We start from the raw sequence: 18750 nt of genomic DNA, 5'->3' as shown, positions 1-18750 counted from the left end.
CTGTCCATGTCGCTCTCCCGCGGTCGTCGGGTCGGGGTCAACCGGCGCTGGTGCCCATCGCCCGGGCGATCAGGTGCTCCACGCTCATCGAGGCGATGTCCGCCGCCGGGGTGGGGTCGTCCGCCGGCTCGGCGGGCCCGCCCGCGCCGCCCGCCGATTCGGCCAACGCGAGCAGCTGGTCCAGCACGCCCAGTTCCCGGAACCGGTCGAGCGGCACCGAGGCGAGCACCCGACGCAGCTGCGCGGCACGGGCCTCGTCGAGTTCCGGACCACCGGTGTCCGGCAGGAGTTCGTCCAGCAGGTGCCGGGCCAGGACGGTGGGGTTGGGAAAGTCGAAGACCAGGGTCGCCGGGAGCCGGATCCCGGTGAGGGCCGCCAGCCGGTTCCGCAGGTCGACCGCGGCCAACGAGTCGAAGCCCAGGTCCTTGAACGCCTGTTCCACCCCGATCGCGTCCACGCTGGCGTGCCCGAGGGTCCCGGCGGTGTGGGTACGGACCAGGCCGACCAGTCTGCGGAGCCGTTCCGCCGGGGTGAGCCGGCCGAGCTGCTCGGCGAGCGGCTCCGCCGGAGCGCGCTCCGCCCGGGCGGCCGGGCGGGACCGCTGCACCAGCCCCCGCAGCACCACCGGCGGGTCGTCCGCGCGGTGCAGTACGGGCAGGTTGAGCCGCAGCGGAACCAGCACCGCCGGATCGGCACCGAGGGCCGCGTCGAACAACGCCAGCCCGGTCGCGGTCGGCAGGGGCAGCAGATCCTGCTTGACCGGTCCCCGGCCGCCCTCGTCGAGCCCGCTGGTCAGCGCGCTGTCCGCCGCCCACAATCCCCAGGCCAGCGCGACACCGGGGCGGCCGAGCTCCCGTCGGTGGGCGGCCAGCCCGTCCAGGAAGGCGTTGGCTGCGGCGTAGTTGGCCTGGCCGGCGCTGCCGAGCACCCCGGCCGCCGACGAGAACAACACGAAGGCGGCGAGGTCCAGCGACGCGGTCAGCTCGTGCAGATGCCACGCGGCGTCGGCCTTCGCGCCGAGCACCGGCTCGAACCGGTCCGGGGTCAGGGCGGTGACCACCCCGTCGTCGAGTACGGCGGCGGTGTGGACCACGGCGGTCAGTGGCCGCTCGGCCGGTATGTCGGCCAGCAGTTCCTCGACGGCCCGACGGTCGGTGACGTCGCAGGCCACCACGGTGACCTCCGCCCCCGCCGCGGTCAGCTCGGCGCACAGCCGCTCGGCACCCGGGGCAGCCGGACCACGCCGGCTGACCAGCAGCAGATGCCGGACCCCGTGCGCGCTGACCAGATGGCGGGCCAGCAGCCCGCCCAACGTGCCGGTACCGCCGGTCACCAGCACCGTGCCGTCCGGGTCCAGGGTCGAGGCGGAGGGGTGCGGACGTACCGGTGCCAGACGCGGAACGCGTAGCACCCCGTCGGCGATGGTGAGCTGTGCTTCACCGGTGGCGAGCGCGGCGGCCAGCAGATCACGGGACTGCTCGTCGGCCAGGTCGACGACCACCACCTCTCCGGGGTGCTCGACCTGCACGGACCGCACCACGCCCCAGACGGCGGCCGCCGCCGGGTCGTGCCGGGCGGCCCGGGTGAGCACCACGAGCGGGCCGCCGGGGCGGGCGGCGAGCTGGCGGTGCACCGCGTCGAGGAGCGCCGCCAGCAGCTCACGGGTGCGCTGCGGGGCGTCCCCGGGGGCCGTACCGGTCAGGTCCAGCAGTTGCCCGGCGGGAACGGCCCGGTCGTCGGCCGCCACCCCGTCCGGCCGGGCGACCACGGGCCAGTCCAGCGCGTACAGCAGGTTGTCCAGGGGGTGTTCGGCGACCGCGAAGCGGGCCGGATCGACCGGCCGGGTGGTCAACGCGCCGATGGTGGCGACCGGAGCGCCAGCGGTGTCGGCGAGGTCCACCCGGATCGTCCCGTCCCCCACGACGCGGACCCGGACCCGTAGGGCGCGGGCACCGGTGGCGTGCACGGTGACCCCGTTCCAGACGAACGGCAACCGGGCCACCGTCGGATCGTGACCGGGGACGAAGGTGTTCGCCTGTAGCGCGGTGTCCAGCAGCGCCGGGTGCAGCAGGAAGCCGTCGGTGGCGTCGCCCGGGAACTCGACCTCGGCGAAGACCTCGTTCCCCCTGGTCCAGGCCGCACGCAGGCCACGGAAGGTCGACCCGAGCACGATCCCGTTCTCCGCCTGGTGCTCGTAGAAGCCGTCCAGCGACACCGGATCAGCGGCGGCCGGCGGCCAGTCGCCCAGGTCGACGGCGGTCGCCTTCCCGGGGGCCTCGGCGAGCAGGCCGTGGGCGTGCCTGGTCCACCCTGCAGCCGGTCCGGCGGCATCGGCGCGGGAGTGGATCGTCACCGTCCGCCGGCCGTCCTCGCCACGCTCACCGACGCCGACCCGGATCTGGACGTCGCCGGGGCCGTCGCCGGGCAGGATCAGTGGCGTCTCGATCACCAACTCGTCGACCACCGCGGCGCCGACCTCGTCCCCGGCTCGGACCACCAGTTCGAGCAGGGCCGTGCCGGGCACCGGCACCACGTCGCCGACCACGTGGTCGGCGAGCCAGGGATGCCCGCGCAGGGACAGCCGGTTGGTGAACCAGACGCCGTCGTACTCCGGCAGGTACGTCGCCGCGCCGAGCATCGGGTGGTCGGTGTCGGCCAGCCCCAGCTCGGTGAGCTCCCGGACCGGTACCGGCTCCAACCAGAACCGCTGGTGCTGGAACGGGTACGTGGGCACCGGGACCATCGCACCGGTCCCGGGCCAGACCGCGGCCCGGTCCACCGGGTACCCGAGGACGTGCAGCTCGGCCAGCGCACCGAAGAGCCCCGTCGTGTCGTCCCGGTCCCGGCGCAACGTCGGGACCGCGGCGAGGGTGCTGCTGGCCTCCCGGGTCAGCGCGGTCAGCGTCGCCCCGGGACCGATCTCCAGGACGACGCGGACGCCCTCGCTTTCGAGTGTCCGGACGCCGTCGTGGAAGCGCACCGCCTCCCGGGCGTGCCGTCGCCAGTAGTCGGCGGTGGCGAACTGGTCGGGGTCGACGAGCCGGCCGGTGAGGTTCGAGACGACGGGCAGGGTGGGTGCGGCGCGGACCAGCTCCGCCGCGACCCGACCGAACTCGTCGAGCATCGGCTCCATGTGCGGCGAGTGGAAGGCGTGGCTCACGGTGAGCTGCCGGGCCCGGTGTCCGTCGGCACGCAGCTGGTCGGCGACGGCCAGCACCGCCGTCCGGTCGCCGGAGAGCACCACCGAGGCGGTCCCGTTCACCGCCGCGACGTCCACGAGGTCCTCGTGGCCGGTCAGGAACCGGCGGGCCACCTCCTCGGTGACGTCCACCGCCACCATCGCGCCGTCCGTCGGCAGCTCCTCCATCAGCCGGCCCCGGGTGGCGACCAGCAGGGCGGCGTCGGCGAGGGACAGCACCCCGGCGACGTGCGCGGCGGCCAGTTCACCCACCGAGTGCCCGATCAGCACGTCGGGGTGTACGCCCCAGCCGGCGAGGACCCGGGTCAGCGCGACCGCGACGGCGAACAGCGCGGGCTGGGTGTACTCGGTGCGGTCGAGCAGGTCGGCCTCGGGACTGCCCGGTTCGGCGAACACCACCTCCCGCAGCGGACGCGGCAGGTGCCGGTCGAGTTCCGCGCACACCTCGTCGAAGGCGGCGGCGAAGGCCGGCAGCTCCCGGTGGAGCTGCCGGGCCATACCGACCCGCTGACTGCCCTGACCGGGGAAGGCGAAGGCGATCCGTCCGGGGGCCGGTCGCCCCCGGACGACGGCCTCGTCCGGCCGGTCGGCGGCCAGGGCGGCCAGACCGCCCAGCAGTTCGGCCCGGCCGGTTCCCACCACCACGGCGCGTTCGTCGAGCTGGGCACGGCCGATGGCCAGGGCCCGGCCGATCTCGTACAGGTCCAGGTCGGGTCGCTCGTCGAGGTACCCGCGCAGCCGGTCGGCCTGGGCGGCGAGCGCGGCCGGATTCTTCGCCGAGAGCGGCCAGAGGACGACCGGCGGGCGGGCCGGATCGGGCCCGGACGGGGAACCCGTGCTCTCCGTCGCCCCGGCCCCGGCGGGGCCACCGTCGGAGCGGACGTCGGTCGTGGCGTCGTCCTGCGGTGCCTGTTCGAGGATCACGTGGGCGTTGGTGCCGCTGGCGCCGAACGCCGACACCCCCGCCCGACGCGGACGACCCACGACAGGCCACGGCCGCGACTCCGTCAACAACCGCACATCCCCCGCCGACCAATCCACATGCGGCGACGGCGCATCCACATGCAACGTCGCCGGCAACACCCCCGCCCGCAACGCCAACACCATCTTCACCACACCCGCCACACCCGCAGCCGCCTGCGTATGACCGATGTTCGACTTCAACGACCCCAACCACAACGGCTCACCACGACCCTGCCCATAAACACTGATCAACGCCTGCGCCTCGATCGGATCCCCCAACACCGTCCCCGTACCATGCGCCTCCACCACATCCACATCCACCGCCGACAACCCACCATTAACCAACGCCTGACCAATCACCCGCCGCTGCGCCCGACCCGACGGCGCCGTCAACCCATTCGACGCCCCGTCCTGATTCACCGCCGACGACCGCACCACCGCCAACACCCGACGACCCCGCGCCCGCGCCACCGACAACCGCTCCAACAACACCACCGCCACACCCTCAGACCACCCCGTCCCATCCGCCCCCGCCGCAAACGCCTTACACCGCCCATCCCGCGCCAACCCCCGCTGCCGCGAGAACTGCACGAGGGTGTCGGGGGTGGCCATGATTGCCGCACCACCGGCCAGGGCCAGGTCGGACTCCCCGGACCGCAGCGACTGGGCGGCCAGGTGCAGCGACACCAGCGACGACGAACACGCCGTCTCCACCGTCACCGCCGGCCCTTCCAGGCCGAGCGTGTAGGAGATCCGCCCGGAGGCGGCGCTGAACGAGTTGCCGATGCTGAGCAGCCCCTCCAGCTCGGGTGGGATCTGCCGGACCGGCGGGGCGTAGTCGTGGTACATGACGCCCATGAAGACCCCGGTCCGACTGCCGCGTAGCGAGGTCGGGTCGATGCCGCCGCGCTCCAGCGCCTCCCAGGACACCTCCAGCAGGTGCCGTTGCTGGGGGTTCAGGGAGCGGGCCTCCCGGGGTGAGATACCGAAGAGCTCGGCGTCGAACCCGGCGGCATCGGCCAGGAAGCCACCCTCCCTGACATAACACTTGCCGGGTTTGTCCGGGTCGGGGTCGTACAGCCCGGGAAGGTCCCACCCCCGGTCCCTCGGGAACGGGACGATCCCCTCCCCACCCGCCGTCAGCAGCTCCCACAGGTCCTCCGGGGAGGAGACCCCGCCCGGCAACCGGCAGGCCATACCCACGATCGCGATCGGTTCCTGCTGCCGCGCCTCGACGTCGCGCAACTGTTCCCGGGTCTGCTTCAACTCGACGAGGGTGCGCTTCAGGTACGTGCGGAGCTTCTCATCATTGGACACGACAACGTTCCTTTGCGATCCGCAGCGACTCAGGAAAGGTTCAGTTCCGACTCGGCCAGTTCGAAGATCTCGTCGTCGGTCGCCGAGTCCAGGTCCCCGTCGTCGGTGGTGCCCTTCACCAGCAGCCGCCACCTGCTCGCCAGGTCGCGCAGCCGGGCCTCCACCTGCACCTGGTCGTCGGGGTCGAGCGCGACCGACCGCAGCGAGAGGTCCAGCCGTTCCAGTTCCGCGAGGGCCCGCTGGGTGCCCGAGGGCTGGTCGGCGACGAGCTGGCAGCGCAGGTACTCGGCGAGGGCTGCCGGGTTCGGGTGGTCGAAGACCAGCGTGGCCGGTAGCCGCAGGCCGGTGCTGGCACCGAGCCGGTTCCGCAGGTCCACCGCGGCCAGCGAGTCGAAGCCCAGATCCCGGAACGCCTGCCCGTCCCGCAGCGCCCCGGGGTCGGGGTGGCCGAGGGTGGCCGCAGCATGCGCACGCACCAGGTCGACCAGCCGCCGTAGCTGCTCCGCCGGGGTCATCCGCTGGAGCTGGTCGGCCAGGGCGTCGGTGGCGACGCTGTCCCGCCGGGCCGCAGGTCGGCTCCGGGGTACCAGATCACGCAGCACCGCCGGCGGCTCCGCCGACTGGCGCAACGCCCCGAGGTCGAACCTGACCGGCGCCAGGACGGCCGGGGTGTCCGGCTGGCCCACCCCGGCCATCGCCCGGTCGAACAGCAGCAGCGCCTCCTCGTTGGAGAGCGCGGCGACATCCTTCTTGAGGTGGCCGCGACTGCCGTCCAGCAGCGCCCCCGTCATCTCGCTGGCCTCCTCCCACAGCCCCCAGACCAGGGAGAGCCCCGGCATCCCGAGAGCACGCCGGTAGGCGGCGAGCCCGTCCAGGAAGCCGTTCCCCGCCGCGTAGTTGCCCTGCCCGGCGTTGCCCACCGTTCCGGACGCGGACGAGAACAACACGAACGCCGACAGGTCCAGTTCGGCGGTCAGCTCGTGCAGGTGCCAGGCGCCGTCGACCTTGGGCCCGAAGACGGTGTCCACCCGGTCCGGATCGAGCGCGGTGATCACCCCGTCGTCCAGTACGGCCGCCGTGTGCAGTACCGCCGTCAGCGGATGCTCGACGGGGATCCGGGCGAGCATCTCGGCGATCGCCCGCCGGTCGGAGGTGTCGCAGGAGGTCACGGTGACCATCGCGCCCAGCGCGGTCAGCTCCGCGTGCAGCTCGGCCACGTTCGGGGCGTCCGGTCCACGACGGCTCGCCAACACCAGATGGCGGACGCCGTGCCGGGCGACGAGCCGACGGGCGATCAGTCCACCGAGCGTGCCGGTGCCGCCCGTGATCAGGACGGTGCCCTCCAGGTGCGGAGGGCCCTCCGGACCGTCGGCCGGATCGTACCGGATCAGCCGAGGTACCGTCACCTCGCCGTCGGTGATGGCGAGCTGTGGCTCCCCGGTGGCGACGGCAGCCGGGAGCAGCCGGGCGGGATCCTCGCGGTCGTCCAGATCGACCAGGACGAACCGGCCCGGATGTTCGGTCTGCGCACTCCGGGTCAGGCCCCACACCGCGGCCATTGCCGGATCCCGACGGGCGTGTCGGGTGAGTACCACCAGGGGCTGCTCCGGCGCCCCCTCGGCCAGGTGTCGCTGGATACCGGCCAACGCCAGTCCGACCAGCTTGCGGGCCCGCTCGGGCGGAAGGCCGTCGACCGCCGTCGACAGGTCCAGCACCTGGCCGGCCTCGCCCGGCGCGCCCAGCGGCACCGGCTTCCAGACCATCTGGTACAGATCATCAGCCCGGTCGGCCGCTGCGGTCAGCTGTCGAGGGTCCGCCGGCCGGACGGTGAGCGCGCCGACCGAGGCCACCGGCGCCCCGGTGCCGTCGGCGAGCTCCAGCGCGACCTCGTCGACCCCGGACGCTCGGACGTGCACCCGGAGGGCGGTCGCGCCGGTCGCGTGCAGGACCACGTCGGTCCAGGCGAAGGGCAGCAGGGCGGGGGCGTCCTCGGCGCCCCGGCCGGGCAGGAACGAGCTGGCGTGCAGCGCCGCGTCGAGCAGTGCCGGGTGCAGCAGGAACGCATCCGGGTCGGCGTCGCCGGGCAGTTGCACCTCGGCGAACACCTCACCGTCCCGGGTCCAGGCCGCCCGCAGGCCCCGGAACAGCGGGCCGAACTCGAATCCCGCCGCCGACTGGTGGTCGTAGAACTCCCCCACCGGGACGACATCGGCTCCGGGAGGCGGCCAGGTACCGAGATCCACGTCGGACCGCCGGGCCGACCCGTCACCGAGCTGTCCGCTGACGTGCCGGCGCCACGGGGCGTCCGTGGCCGCACCGACCGGCCGGGAGTGGACGGCGACGGAACGCAGCCCGGTCGGCTCGGCTTCACCGACGGTCACCCGCAGGTCGACACCCTTCGGCGTGGGCAGTACCAGGGGTGCCTCGATCACCAGCTCGGCGACCGTCGTCAGGCCGACCTCCTCGCCGGCCCGGACCGCCAGTTCGAGCAGCGCGGTGCCCGGCAGCAGCGTCGTTCCGGCGAGCACGTGATCGGCCACCCAGGGCTGGTTCGTCGTGGAGATCCGGTTGGTGAAGACCAGGCTGCCGGAGTCGGGCAGGCTCATCGCCGCGCCGAGCAGCGGGTGCCCGGTCTCGCCGAGACCGACGGCGCCGAGGTCGGTGGTCGCGGTCGCCGTCTTCAGCCAGAAGCGTTGGTGTTGGAAGGGGTAGGTGGGCAGGGGAACCTGATGGGTACTTCCGGGAGTGGGATGCTGCCAGTCGACCGGGACGTCGGTCTGGGTGGCCAGGGTCGCCAACGCCGTCCGGAAGGTGACCCGCTCGTCCTGGTCCCGGCGCAGCGTGGGCACCACCACCGCCTCGACCCCGGCCTCGTCGATGGTGTCCCCGATCGCCATCGCCAACACCGGATGCGTACTCACCTCCACGAACACCCGGAACTGCTCGTCCAACAACGACCGCACCGCCGGATGGAAACCCACCCGCTGCCGCAGGTTCCGATACCAGTACCCACCATCGAGCACCGGGCCGTCGATCCAGCGGCCCTCGGTGGTGGAGAACATCGGCACCGCCGGCGTCACCGCTTCCACACCCGCCAACAGATCGACCAACTCGGTCTCGATCTCCGCCACGAACCGGGAATGCGACGCGTAGTCCACCGGGATCCGCCGCGCCCGCACCCCCGCCCGCTCACAGTGGGCCACGTACCGGTCCACCGCCGCCGGATCCCCGGCCACCACCACCGACGCCGGCCCGTTCACCGTGGCGATCTCCACCCCGTCGAAGCCGACCAACTCGGCAGCCACCTGCTGCTCAGGCAACGCCACCGACACCATCACCCCACGACCGGCCAACCGTGCCGCGATCAACCGACTCCGCAACACCACCACCCGGGCACCGTCGACCAACGACAGAGCACCCGCCACCACCGCCGCCGCGATCTCCCCCTGCGAATGACCGAGCACCGCATCCGGCACCACACCATGCGACGCCCACAGCCGGGCCAGACCGACCATCATCACGAACGACACCGGTTGCACCACGTCCACCCGGTCCAGCGACGGCGCCCCCGGAACCTGCCGGATCACCTCCGACAACGACCAGTCCACCAACCCCGCGAACGCCGCCTCACACTCCGCCACCGTCTCCGCGAACACCGACGACGACGCCACCAGACCCGCACCCATGCCCGCCCACTGCGTCCCCTGCCCCGGGAACACGAACACCGACTTCCCGACCGGCCCACCCGAACCCGTCACCACCGCAGGATCAGGCCGGCCCTCCACCAACGCCCCCAACCCCGTCGACAGCCCTTCGAGCCCATCCCCGACGACGACCGCGCGGTGTGCCAACACGGCCCGAGCGCTCAGCCGGACCGCGACGTCAGCCGGGTCCACCTCGGGGTACCGCTCGACGTGTTCGCTCAACCGCCGCGCCTGCGCAGCCAACGCCGCCGGCGTCTGCGCCGACAACACCCACGCCGACACCCCGCCGGTGGCGTCGTCCGGGACGTCACCGACGGCCGGCTCCGCCTCGTCCGGGGCCTGTTCCAGGATCACGTGCGCGTTGGTGCCACTGACCCCGAACGCCGACACCCCCGCCCGGCGCGGACGGTCCACGGCGGGCCACGGCCGCGACTCGGTCAGCAACCGCACATCCCCCGCCGACCAGTCCACGTGCGGCGTCGGGGCGTCCACGTGCAACGTCGCCGGCAACACACCGGCCCGCAACGCCGACACCATCTTCACCACACCGGCCAGGCCGGCGGCGGTCTGCGTGTGGCCGATGTTCGACTTCAACGACCCCAACCACAACGGCTCACCACGACCCTGCCCATAAACACTGATCAACGCCTGCGCCTCGATCGGATCCCCCAACACCGTCCCCGTACCATGCGCCTCCACCACATCCACATCCACCGCCGACAACCCACCATTAACCAACGCCTGACCAATCACCCGCCGCTGCGCCCGACCCGACGGCGCCGTCAAACCATTCGACGCCCCGTCCTGATTCACCGCCGACGACCGCACCACCGCCAACACCCGACGACCCCGCGCCCGCGCCACCGACAACCGCTCCAACAACACCACCGCCACACCCTCAGACCACCCCGTCCCATCCGCCCCCGCCGCAAACGCCTTACACCGCCCATCCCGCGCCAACCCCCGCTGCCGCGAAAACTCCACAAACGTCGACGGCCGCACCATCACCGCCACCCCACCCGCCACCGCCAGATCACACTCACCCGACCGCAACGACTGCGCCGCCAGATGCAACGCCACCAACGACGACGAACACGCCGTATCCACCGTCACCGCCGGACCCTCGAACCCGAACGTGTACGACACCCGACCGGACAGGACACTGGGCAGGTTGCCGTGCGACGAGTAGCCGTCCACGCCCTCACCGATCAGGTCGGCCCCGATGGTGTAGCCGGTGTGGAAGGCACCGGCGAAGACGCCGGTCCGGCTGCCCTTCAACGTGGTCACGTCGATACCCGCCCGCTCGAACACCTCCCACGACGCCTCCAGGAACACCCGCTGCTGCGGATCCATCGCCAACGCCTCACGCGGCGAGATCCGGAAGAACCCGGGGTCGAAGTCGGTCGCGTCGGCCAGGAAGCCACCCCGGCGGGTGTAGGTCTTGCCGGGTACTCCCGGCTCCGGGTCGTAGATGCCGTCGATGTCCCAGCCCCGGTCGGTGGGGAAGTCCGACAGTGCCTCGTCGCCGGCCATCAGCAGCTGCCACAGGTCCTCCGGCGACGCGATGCCGCCCGGCAACCGGCACGCCATGCCCACGATCGCGATCGGGTCGTCGTCGCTGACGACGGTGGCGGCGGTCGGCTCGCCGGCTGCCTCCTGTTCCCCCAGCAGTTCCCCGAGCAGGAAGGTCGCCAGCGACCTCGGATTCGGGTGGTCGAAGAGCACCGTGGTGGGCAGTCGTACGCCCAACTCCCGGGCCAGCGCGTTACGGAGCTGGACCGCCGTCATCGAGTCGAAGCCCTGCTCGGTGAAGGCCGTACCGGGTTGCACCACGGCCGGATCCCGGTGGCCGAGCACCACTGCGGCCTGGGCCTGCACCGCCGCGAGTACCGCCGGCGCGCGGTCCGCCTCGGGAAGCTCGACCAGCCGCTGGGCCAGGGCCGAGGCAGCGCCTTGCTGGCCGACCGCTTCGGGGGTACGCAGCGCGGCCTGCACCTCGGGCAGTTCACCGAGCAGCGCGCTGGGTCGTGCCGAGGTGAATCCGGGTGCGAATCGCCCCCAGTCGAGGTCGGCGACGGAGACCACCGTCTCGTCGTGCTCGACGGCGGCGACCAAGGCCGACACGGCCAGCTCGGGGTCCATCGGGAAGACACCCAGCCGGCTCAGCCGCTCGGCCGCCCCGTCCACCGCGCCCAGACCGGCGCCGGCCCAGGAGCCCCAGGCGATGGCGGTGGCGACCCGGCCCGCCCGGCGACGGCGCAGCGCCAACGCGTCGAGGTGGGCGTTGGCGGCCGCGTACGCGCCCTGCCCGCCGCCACCCCACACGCCCGCGTTGGAGGAGATCAGCACGAACGCGTCGAGCGGGTGGTCGCCGAGAAGTTCGTCGAGGTGCCGGGCACCGGCGACCTTGCCGGCGATGACCGAGTGGTACTCGGACAGCTCCGTCTCGGCGATCGGGCTGTTCTGTCCCAGCCCAGCGGCGTGCACGACGGCGGTCAGGGGATGCTCGGCGGGCACCGCCGCGAGCACCGCGGCCAGCGCGTCCCGATCCGCCACGTCGCAGGCGGCGACGGTGACGGTGGTTCCCGTTCCGGACAGCTCCGCCACCAGGTCGGTGGTACCGGGCCCGTCGGCACCCCGCCGGCTGAGCAGCAGCAGGTGCTCCGCGCCGGCACCGGCCAGCCATCGGGCGACCTGGGCTCCCACGCCTCCGGTGCCGCCGGTGACGAGGACGGTGCCGCGCGGACTCCACGGCCGTACCGGGGCCGCCGTGGGTAGCGGGGCGCGCACCAGGCGTCGCCCGAAGAGCCCGGCGGTCCGCAGCGCCACCTGGTCCTCGTCCCCCTGGCCCTGCAGGACGAGCGGAAGTTGCCGCAGTACGGGCGCGTCCGCGTTCGGCGGCAGATCGACCAGGCCACCCCAGAGCCGGGGGTGTTCGAGCGCCGCCACCAGGCCGAATCCCCAGGTGAGGGCCGCGACCGGGTCGACCTCGGTGTCCGGGTCGTCGTCGACCGTGGTGGCCCCGACGGTGACCGCCCAGACCGGGGCGGTGAACTGGGCCTCCGCCAGTGCCGGCACCAGTGACGCGAGCAGGGCCAGGCCGACCGGCAGCTCCGGCAGTGCGGGCTGGGGGCGCTGGTCGAGGGCGAGCAGGGACAGCACGCCGTCGTACCCGGCGTCGGCCGACCTGGCCGCGTGCAGGCGCTGGACCAGGGTCGGCCGGTCGGTGTCCGACGGGCCGAGTTCCAGTGTCACGCAGTGGGCCCCGGCGGTCCGCAGGGCGGACAGGATCGCGGTCACCCGGTCGTCGTCACGCAGGTGCTCAGGGACCACGGTCAGCCAGGAGCCGGTGAGTCGCCCGGTGCCGATGGCGCCCAGTCGACGCCAGATCACCCGGTAGCGCCACGCGTCGAGCGTCGAGCGCCGGTGGTGCTGCCGGCGCCAGTGGGCCAGGGTCGGCAGGGCCGAGGCCAACGCCGCCACCGCGTCGGTGTCGGAGTCGGTGACGGTGAGCGTCTCGGTGAGGGCGGACAGGTTCTCCTGCTCGACCGCCTCCCAGAACCGGATCTCGGCCGGGTCCATGGTGCCCGCCGAAGGAGCGGCGACCGTGGCCGGCGCCGGCCAGAAGCGTTGGTGCTGGAAGGGGTAGGTGGGCAGGGGAACCTCATGGACGTGCGTGGGAACGGGATGCCGCCAGTCGACCCGGACATCGGTCTGGGTGGCCAGGGTCGCCAACGCCGTCCGGAAGGTGACCCGCTCGTCCTGGTCCCGGCGCAGCGTGGGCACCACCACCGCCTCGACCCCGGCCTCGTCGATGGTGTCCCCGATCGCCATCGCCAACACCGGATGCGTACTCACCTCCACGAACACCCGGAACTGCTCGTCCAACAACGACCGCACCGCCGGATGGAAACCCACCCGCTGCCGCAGATTCCGATACCAGTACCCACCATCGAGCACCGGCCCATCCACCCACCGGCCCTCCGTCGTGGAGAACATCGGCACCGTCGGCGTCACCGGCACGATCCCCGCCAACACCTCCACCAACTCCGCCTCGATCTCCGCCACGAACCGCGAATGCGACGCGTAATCCACCGCAATCCGCCGCGCCCGCACCCCCACCCGCTCGCAATGCGCCACATATCGATCCACCGCCGCCGGATCCCCGGCCACCACCACCGACGCCGGCCCGTTCACCGTGGCGATCTCCACCCCGTCGAACTCCACCAGATCGGCAGCCACCCGCTCCTGCGACAACGCCACCGACACCATCGCCCCACGGCCCGCCAACCGCGCCGCGATCAGCCGACTCCGCAACACCACCACCCGCACACCATCAGCCAATGACAGACCACCAGCCACCACCGCCGCCGCGATCTCCCCCTGCGAATGACCGAGCACCGCATCCGGCACCACACCATGCGACGCCCACAACCGCGCCAGACCGACCATCATCACGAACGACACCGGCTGCACCACGTCCACCCGATCCAACGACGGCGCACCCGCAACCCCACCGATCACCCCCGACAACGACCAGTCCACCAACCCCGACAGCGCCGCCTCACACTCCGCCACCGTCTCCGCGAACACCGACGACGACGCCACCAAACCCGCACCCATGCCCGCCCACTGCGTCCCCTGCCCCGGGAACACGAACACCGTCCTCCCCGCCGGCCCACCCGAACCCGTCACCACCGCAGGATCAGGCCGCCCCTCCACCAACGCCCCCAACCCCGCCAACAACACCTCACGCGAACCCCCCACCACGACCGCACGATGCTCCAACACCGCCCGGCCACCCAACCGCACCGCCACATCAGCCGCCCCCGCCCCCGGATACCGGCCCACGTACTCACCCAACCGCCCCGCCAGCGCCACCAACGCCTCCGACGACCGCGCCGACAACACCCACGCCGACACCCCGCCGGTCTCCTGGTCATCGACCGGACCGGCAACCAAACGGACGGCACCACCGACCGGGCCACCATCGACCAGCCCGCCGTCGTCCTGCGGTGCCTGTTCGAGGATCACGTGCGCGTTGGTCCCACTCACCCCGAACGCCGACACCCCCGCCCGACGCGGACGACCCACGACAGGCCACGGCCGCGACTCCGTCAACAACCGCACATCCCCCGCCGACCAATCCACATGCGGCGACGGCGCATCCACATGCAACGTCGCCGGCAACACCCCCGCCCCCAACGCCAACACCATCTTCACCACACCCGCCACACCCGCAGCCGCCTGCGTATGACCGATGTTCGACTTCAACGACCCCAACCACAACGGCTCACCACGACCCTGCCCATAAACACTGATCAACGCCTGCGCCTCGATCGGATCCCCCAACACCGTCCCCGTACCATGCGCCTCCACCACATCCACATCCACCGCCGACAACCCACCATTAACCAACGCCTGACCAATCACCCGCCGCTGCGCCCGACCCGACGGCGCCGTCAAACCATTCGACGCCCCGTCCTGATTCACCGCCGACGACCGCACCACCGCCAACACCCGACGACCCCGCGCCCGCGCCACCGACAACCGCTCCAACAACACCACCGCCACACCCTCAGACCACCCCGTCCCATCCGCCCCCGCCGCAAACGCCTTACACCGCCCATCCCGCGCCAACCCCCGCTGCCGCGAAAACTCCACAAACGTCGACGGCCGCACCATCACCGCCACCCCACCCGCCACCGCCAGATCACACTCACCCGACCGCAACGACTGCGCCGCCAGATGCAACGCCACCAACGACGACGAACACGCCGTATCCACCGTCACCGCCGGACCCTCGAACCCGAACGTGTACGACACCCGACCGGAGACCACGCTCGCCGCGGAACCGGTGCTCCGGTGACCTTCGGTCTCCTCGGCCGAACCGGCCAGCGCGGTCGCGTACTCCTGGTTCATCACGCCGGCGAAGACGCCGGTCCGGCTGCCCTTCAACGTGGTCACGTCGATACCCGCCCGCTCGAACACCTCCCACGACGCCTCCAGGAACACCCGCTGCTGCGGATCCATCGCCAACGCCTCACGCGGCGAGATCCGGAAGAACCCGGCGTCGAAGTCGGTCGCGTCGGCCAGGAAGCCGCCGTCCCGGACGTACGTGGTGCCGGTACGGTCGGGGTCGGGGTCGTAGATGCCGTCGATGTCCCAGCCGCGGTCGGTCGGGAACGGACCGACACCGTCCCGTTCCGCGACCACGAACTCCCACAGGTCCTCCGGCGACGCGATGCCGCCCGGCAACCGGCACGCCATGCCCACGATCACGATCGGGTCGTCGTCGGTACGCGTCTCGGCGGTCACCTCCTCCGTGCCGGAGTCCTCGCCGAGCAGCTCGGACCGGAGAAAGCCGGCCAGGGCCCGCGGGTTCGGGTAGTCGAAGGCCACGGTGGCCGGCAACGGGTGCCCGGTGGCCTCCACCAGGAGGTTGCGCAGCAGAACCGACTGCGCCGACGTGAACCCGAGATCCTTGAACGCCCGGTCCACCGGGAGCGACCGCCCGGCCGGTACGCCACCGGCACGGGACGCGGCCGAGACGACCAGGTCGACCAGGGCCGACAGCCGGTCGGCCGACGGGAGTGGAGCCAGCCGGGCGCGCAGCGCGCGGGTACGGTCCCGATCCGTGCCGCCGGGCCCGGCGGGGGTGTCGATGAGCCGGGAGAGCAGGCTCGGCACCGGACCGCCCCGGAGGGCGGTGATGTCGATCCGGACGGCGGTGAGCACCGCCTCGTCCGTCATCAGTGCCGCGTCGAGGAGGGCCAGCAGGTCCCGCCGGGCGAGCAGCCCGACCCCGGGCCGGCCGGGACGGGCGGGGTCCGGGTCCGTCGTACCGTCCGGACTCCACGGCCCGACAGCCAGCGACAGCGCCGGTACGCCCTGGTGCCGGCCGGTGCGGGCGATGCCGTCCAGGATCTCCGTCACGGTGGTCCCCTCGACGTCCGGGGCGTCGGCGAGGGTGCCAGCGGTGCTTCCGAACAGGACGAACGTGGTCAGGCCGGCGTCCCGGGTGAGGTCGTACAGGTGGGTGGCGGCGGCACCGACCCGGTCGAGCGCCGGCCGGTCGTCCAGGTCCGGGGCGTAGAACACCGCGCCGAGCGGGCGGCGGGGCCGGCCGAGCAGCTTCGCCAGTGCGGGACGGTCGGTCAGGTCGCAGGCGACCACGGTCACCGAGGCGGGCAGTTCGTCGGCGAGGGCGGCCACCGCCGGGTCCTTCCGGCCCTGGTCGCTGAGGAGGAGCAGGTGTCGGACCCCGTGCCCGCTCACCAAATGCCGGGCCACGGCCGCGCCGAGGGCCGTGTCGGCCCCGGCGACCACCACGGTGCGCTTCGGGTCGAGGGTGGCGCCGGAACGTTCGGCGGTGGGTACCCGTTCCAGCGACGGGGTCAGGACGCTGCCGGCCCGTACCGCGAACCGGGTCTCCCCGGTGTCCAGCGCGCGGACCAGCGGGGCGACCGGGTCGTCGTCCCCGGCCGGCAGGTCCGCCAGGACCAACCGGCCGGCGGCCGCGGCCTGGAGGCCGTGGGCCACGCCGGCCACGGCGGCCTGGGTCGGGTCGGGGGTGCGTCCGGGTTCACCCGGCCCGGCAGCGTCCCTGGTCAACACGACCAGCCGGCTGCTGTGGAACCGTTCGTCGGCCAGCCAGCCGCGCAGGTCGGCGGTCCAGGTGTCGACCACGGTACGGAGGCCGGTACGGCCGTGGTCCGGTCCCGGCCGGCCGGCGACCACGACGACCTGCGGTACCGGCTGGCCGCTGGTGGCGACGTGGGCGGCGAGCGCGCCGAGGTCGGGGTGGGACGTCACGTCGAAGCTGTCGGCGCGCAGCCGGTCGGTCAGCTCGGTGGTGTCGTCGCCGACCAGGGCCCAGCGACGGGGGCCGGCCGGCGAGGTCGGCGCGGGTACCGAGGAGAGGGGCAGCCAGTCGGTGCGGAACAGCGACTCGTAGTAGCCGCTGCCGGCGGCCCGCAGCCGGGCCGGCTGTTCCAGCAGCAGGTGACGGGTGATCTTCCCGGAGCGGGTCCGGGGAATCTCGGCGACCTCGTAGAGTTCCTCGGGCACCTTGAAGTAGGACAGCCGTTCCCGGCAGGCCGCGAAGAGCGCCTCGGTGTCCAGTCCGCCCTCGGCCGGTACGAGGAAGGCGACCGGCACCTCGCCCAGCACCTCGTGCGGCTTGCCGGCCACCGCCACGTCGGCCACGCCGGGCACGCCGCGCAGGACGTCCTCGACCTCGCCCGGGTGGATGTTCTCGCCGCCGCGGATGATCAGGTCCTTGATCCGTCCGGAGATGGTGAAGTATCCGGCGTCGTCGCGTCGGGCCAGGTCACCGGTGCGGTACCAGCCGTCGCGGAGGGCCGCTTCGGTCTCCTCGGGACGGTTGTGGTAGCCGACCATCACGCTGGGTCCGCTGACCCAGACCTCGCCCTCGGTACCGGTGGGTACGTCGAGGCCGGTGTCCGGGTCGACCAGCCGCACGTTGAGTCCGGGTACGGGCAGCCCGCAGGAGCCCTCCACCCGGGCACCGTTGGGCCAGTTGACCGTGATGGATCCACTGGTCTCGGTGCTGCCGTACGCGTCGAGCAGCGGCACACCGAAGGTCTCCTCGAAGGCGGCCCGCAACGCGGCGGTGGTCACCGCGCCGCCGACCAGGGCGACCCGCAAATTCGGCGTGTCCAGCCCGTGCTGCTGGGCGGCCTGGACCAGGTGGTGGTACATGGTCGGGACCCCGGCGAGGAAGGTGGGCGACTCGGTTCGCAGGATCGACAGGATCTCGTCGGCGGAGTACCCGTCGGTGATCCGGGCGGACGCGCCGACCGCGGTGACGGCCAGCACGCAGGCGATGTGCGACAGGCTGTGGAACAGCGGCAGCGGCCACAGCACCCGGTCCTCGGGGGAGAGCTCGGGCACCGGCACGTAGCAGGCGGCCACCGACCACAGCCCGTTGCGCTGGGTGGAGAGCACCCCCTTGGGTCGCCCGGTGGTGCCCGAGGTGTAGAGCATCCAGGCCACCTCGTCGAGCCCGAGGCCGTCGCGGGCCGGCTCGTCGGGCCGGGTGGTGGCCAGCGTCTCGAAGGGGACGGCCCAGGCGGGTAGCTCGCGGTGCCCGGTCACCACGATCCGGGGGTACTGCGCGCCCGCGACGACCCGGCGCACCTGGTCGGCGTGCGCGGGGTCGGTGATCACCACACGGGCGCCGCTGTCCGCGAGGAAGTATTCCAGTTCGGTGTCGGTCGAATGCGGGTTGAGTGGCACTCCGACCGCGTCGGCGCGGGTGATGGCCAGGTAACTCTCCACCATTTCCACGCAGTTTCCGAGATAGATGGCGGCCCGGTCGCCGGGCTGGACGCGCAATTCAGCCAAGTGGCCGGCAAGGCACCGGGTACGAGTTTCCAGTTCGGCGTAGGTAACTGCACGGCGAGCGTCGGAGAAGGCGATCCGGGCACCCCTGACCTCGGCGTGGCCGGCCAGGATCTCGGGCAGCGGACGGATCAGCTCGATGCGCAGCATGGGGGATCACAACTCCTAGCGAGGGCCGGGCCGGACACAACCTCCGCAGGA

1 protein-coding gene and 1 pseudogene are annotated in these 18750 nt (G+C 72.6%); both read right to left on the bottom strand.

Annotation, left to right across the window (positions count from 1 at the left end; translation table 11 throughout):
- Positions 1–37 precede the first annotated feature (37 nt).
- Positions 38–5470 (bottom strand): annotated as a pseudogene (locus tag PVK37_RS09190) (SDR family NAD(P)-dependent oxidoreductase); the annotation flags it as partial.
- A gap of 38 nt (positions 5471–5508) precedes the next feature.
- The gene (locus PVK37_RS09185) at positions 5509–18699 is read right to left on the bottom strand and encodes a type I polyketide synthase (RefSeq protein WP_275033382.1); all 13191 of its coding nucleotides are present in this window, start codon (positions 18697–18699) and stop codon (positions 5509–5511) included.
- Positions 18700–18750 lie beyond the last annotated feature (51 nt).

This window comes from Micromonospora cathayae, assembly GCF_028993575.1.
GTDB lineage: Bacteria > Actinomycetota > Actinomycetes > Mycobacteriales > Micromonosporaceae > Micromonospora > Micromonospora cathayae.
Note: the sequence above shows the minus strand (reverse complement) of the source record. Positions and strands in the feature narration are given on the sequence as shown.

Bases quoted from the DNA above. Each gene is read 5' to 3' on its own strand.
- PVK37_RS09185 (WP_275033382.1), bottom strand. From the start codon at position 18,699: ATGCTGCGCATCGAGCTGATCCGTCCGCTGCCCGAGATCCTGGCCGGC.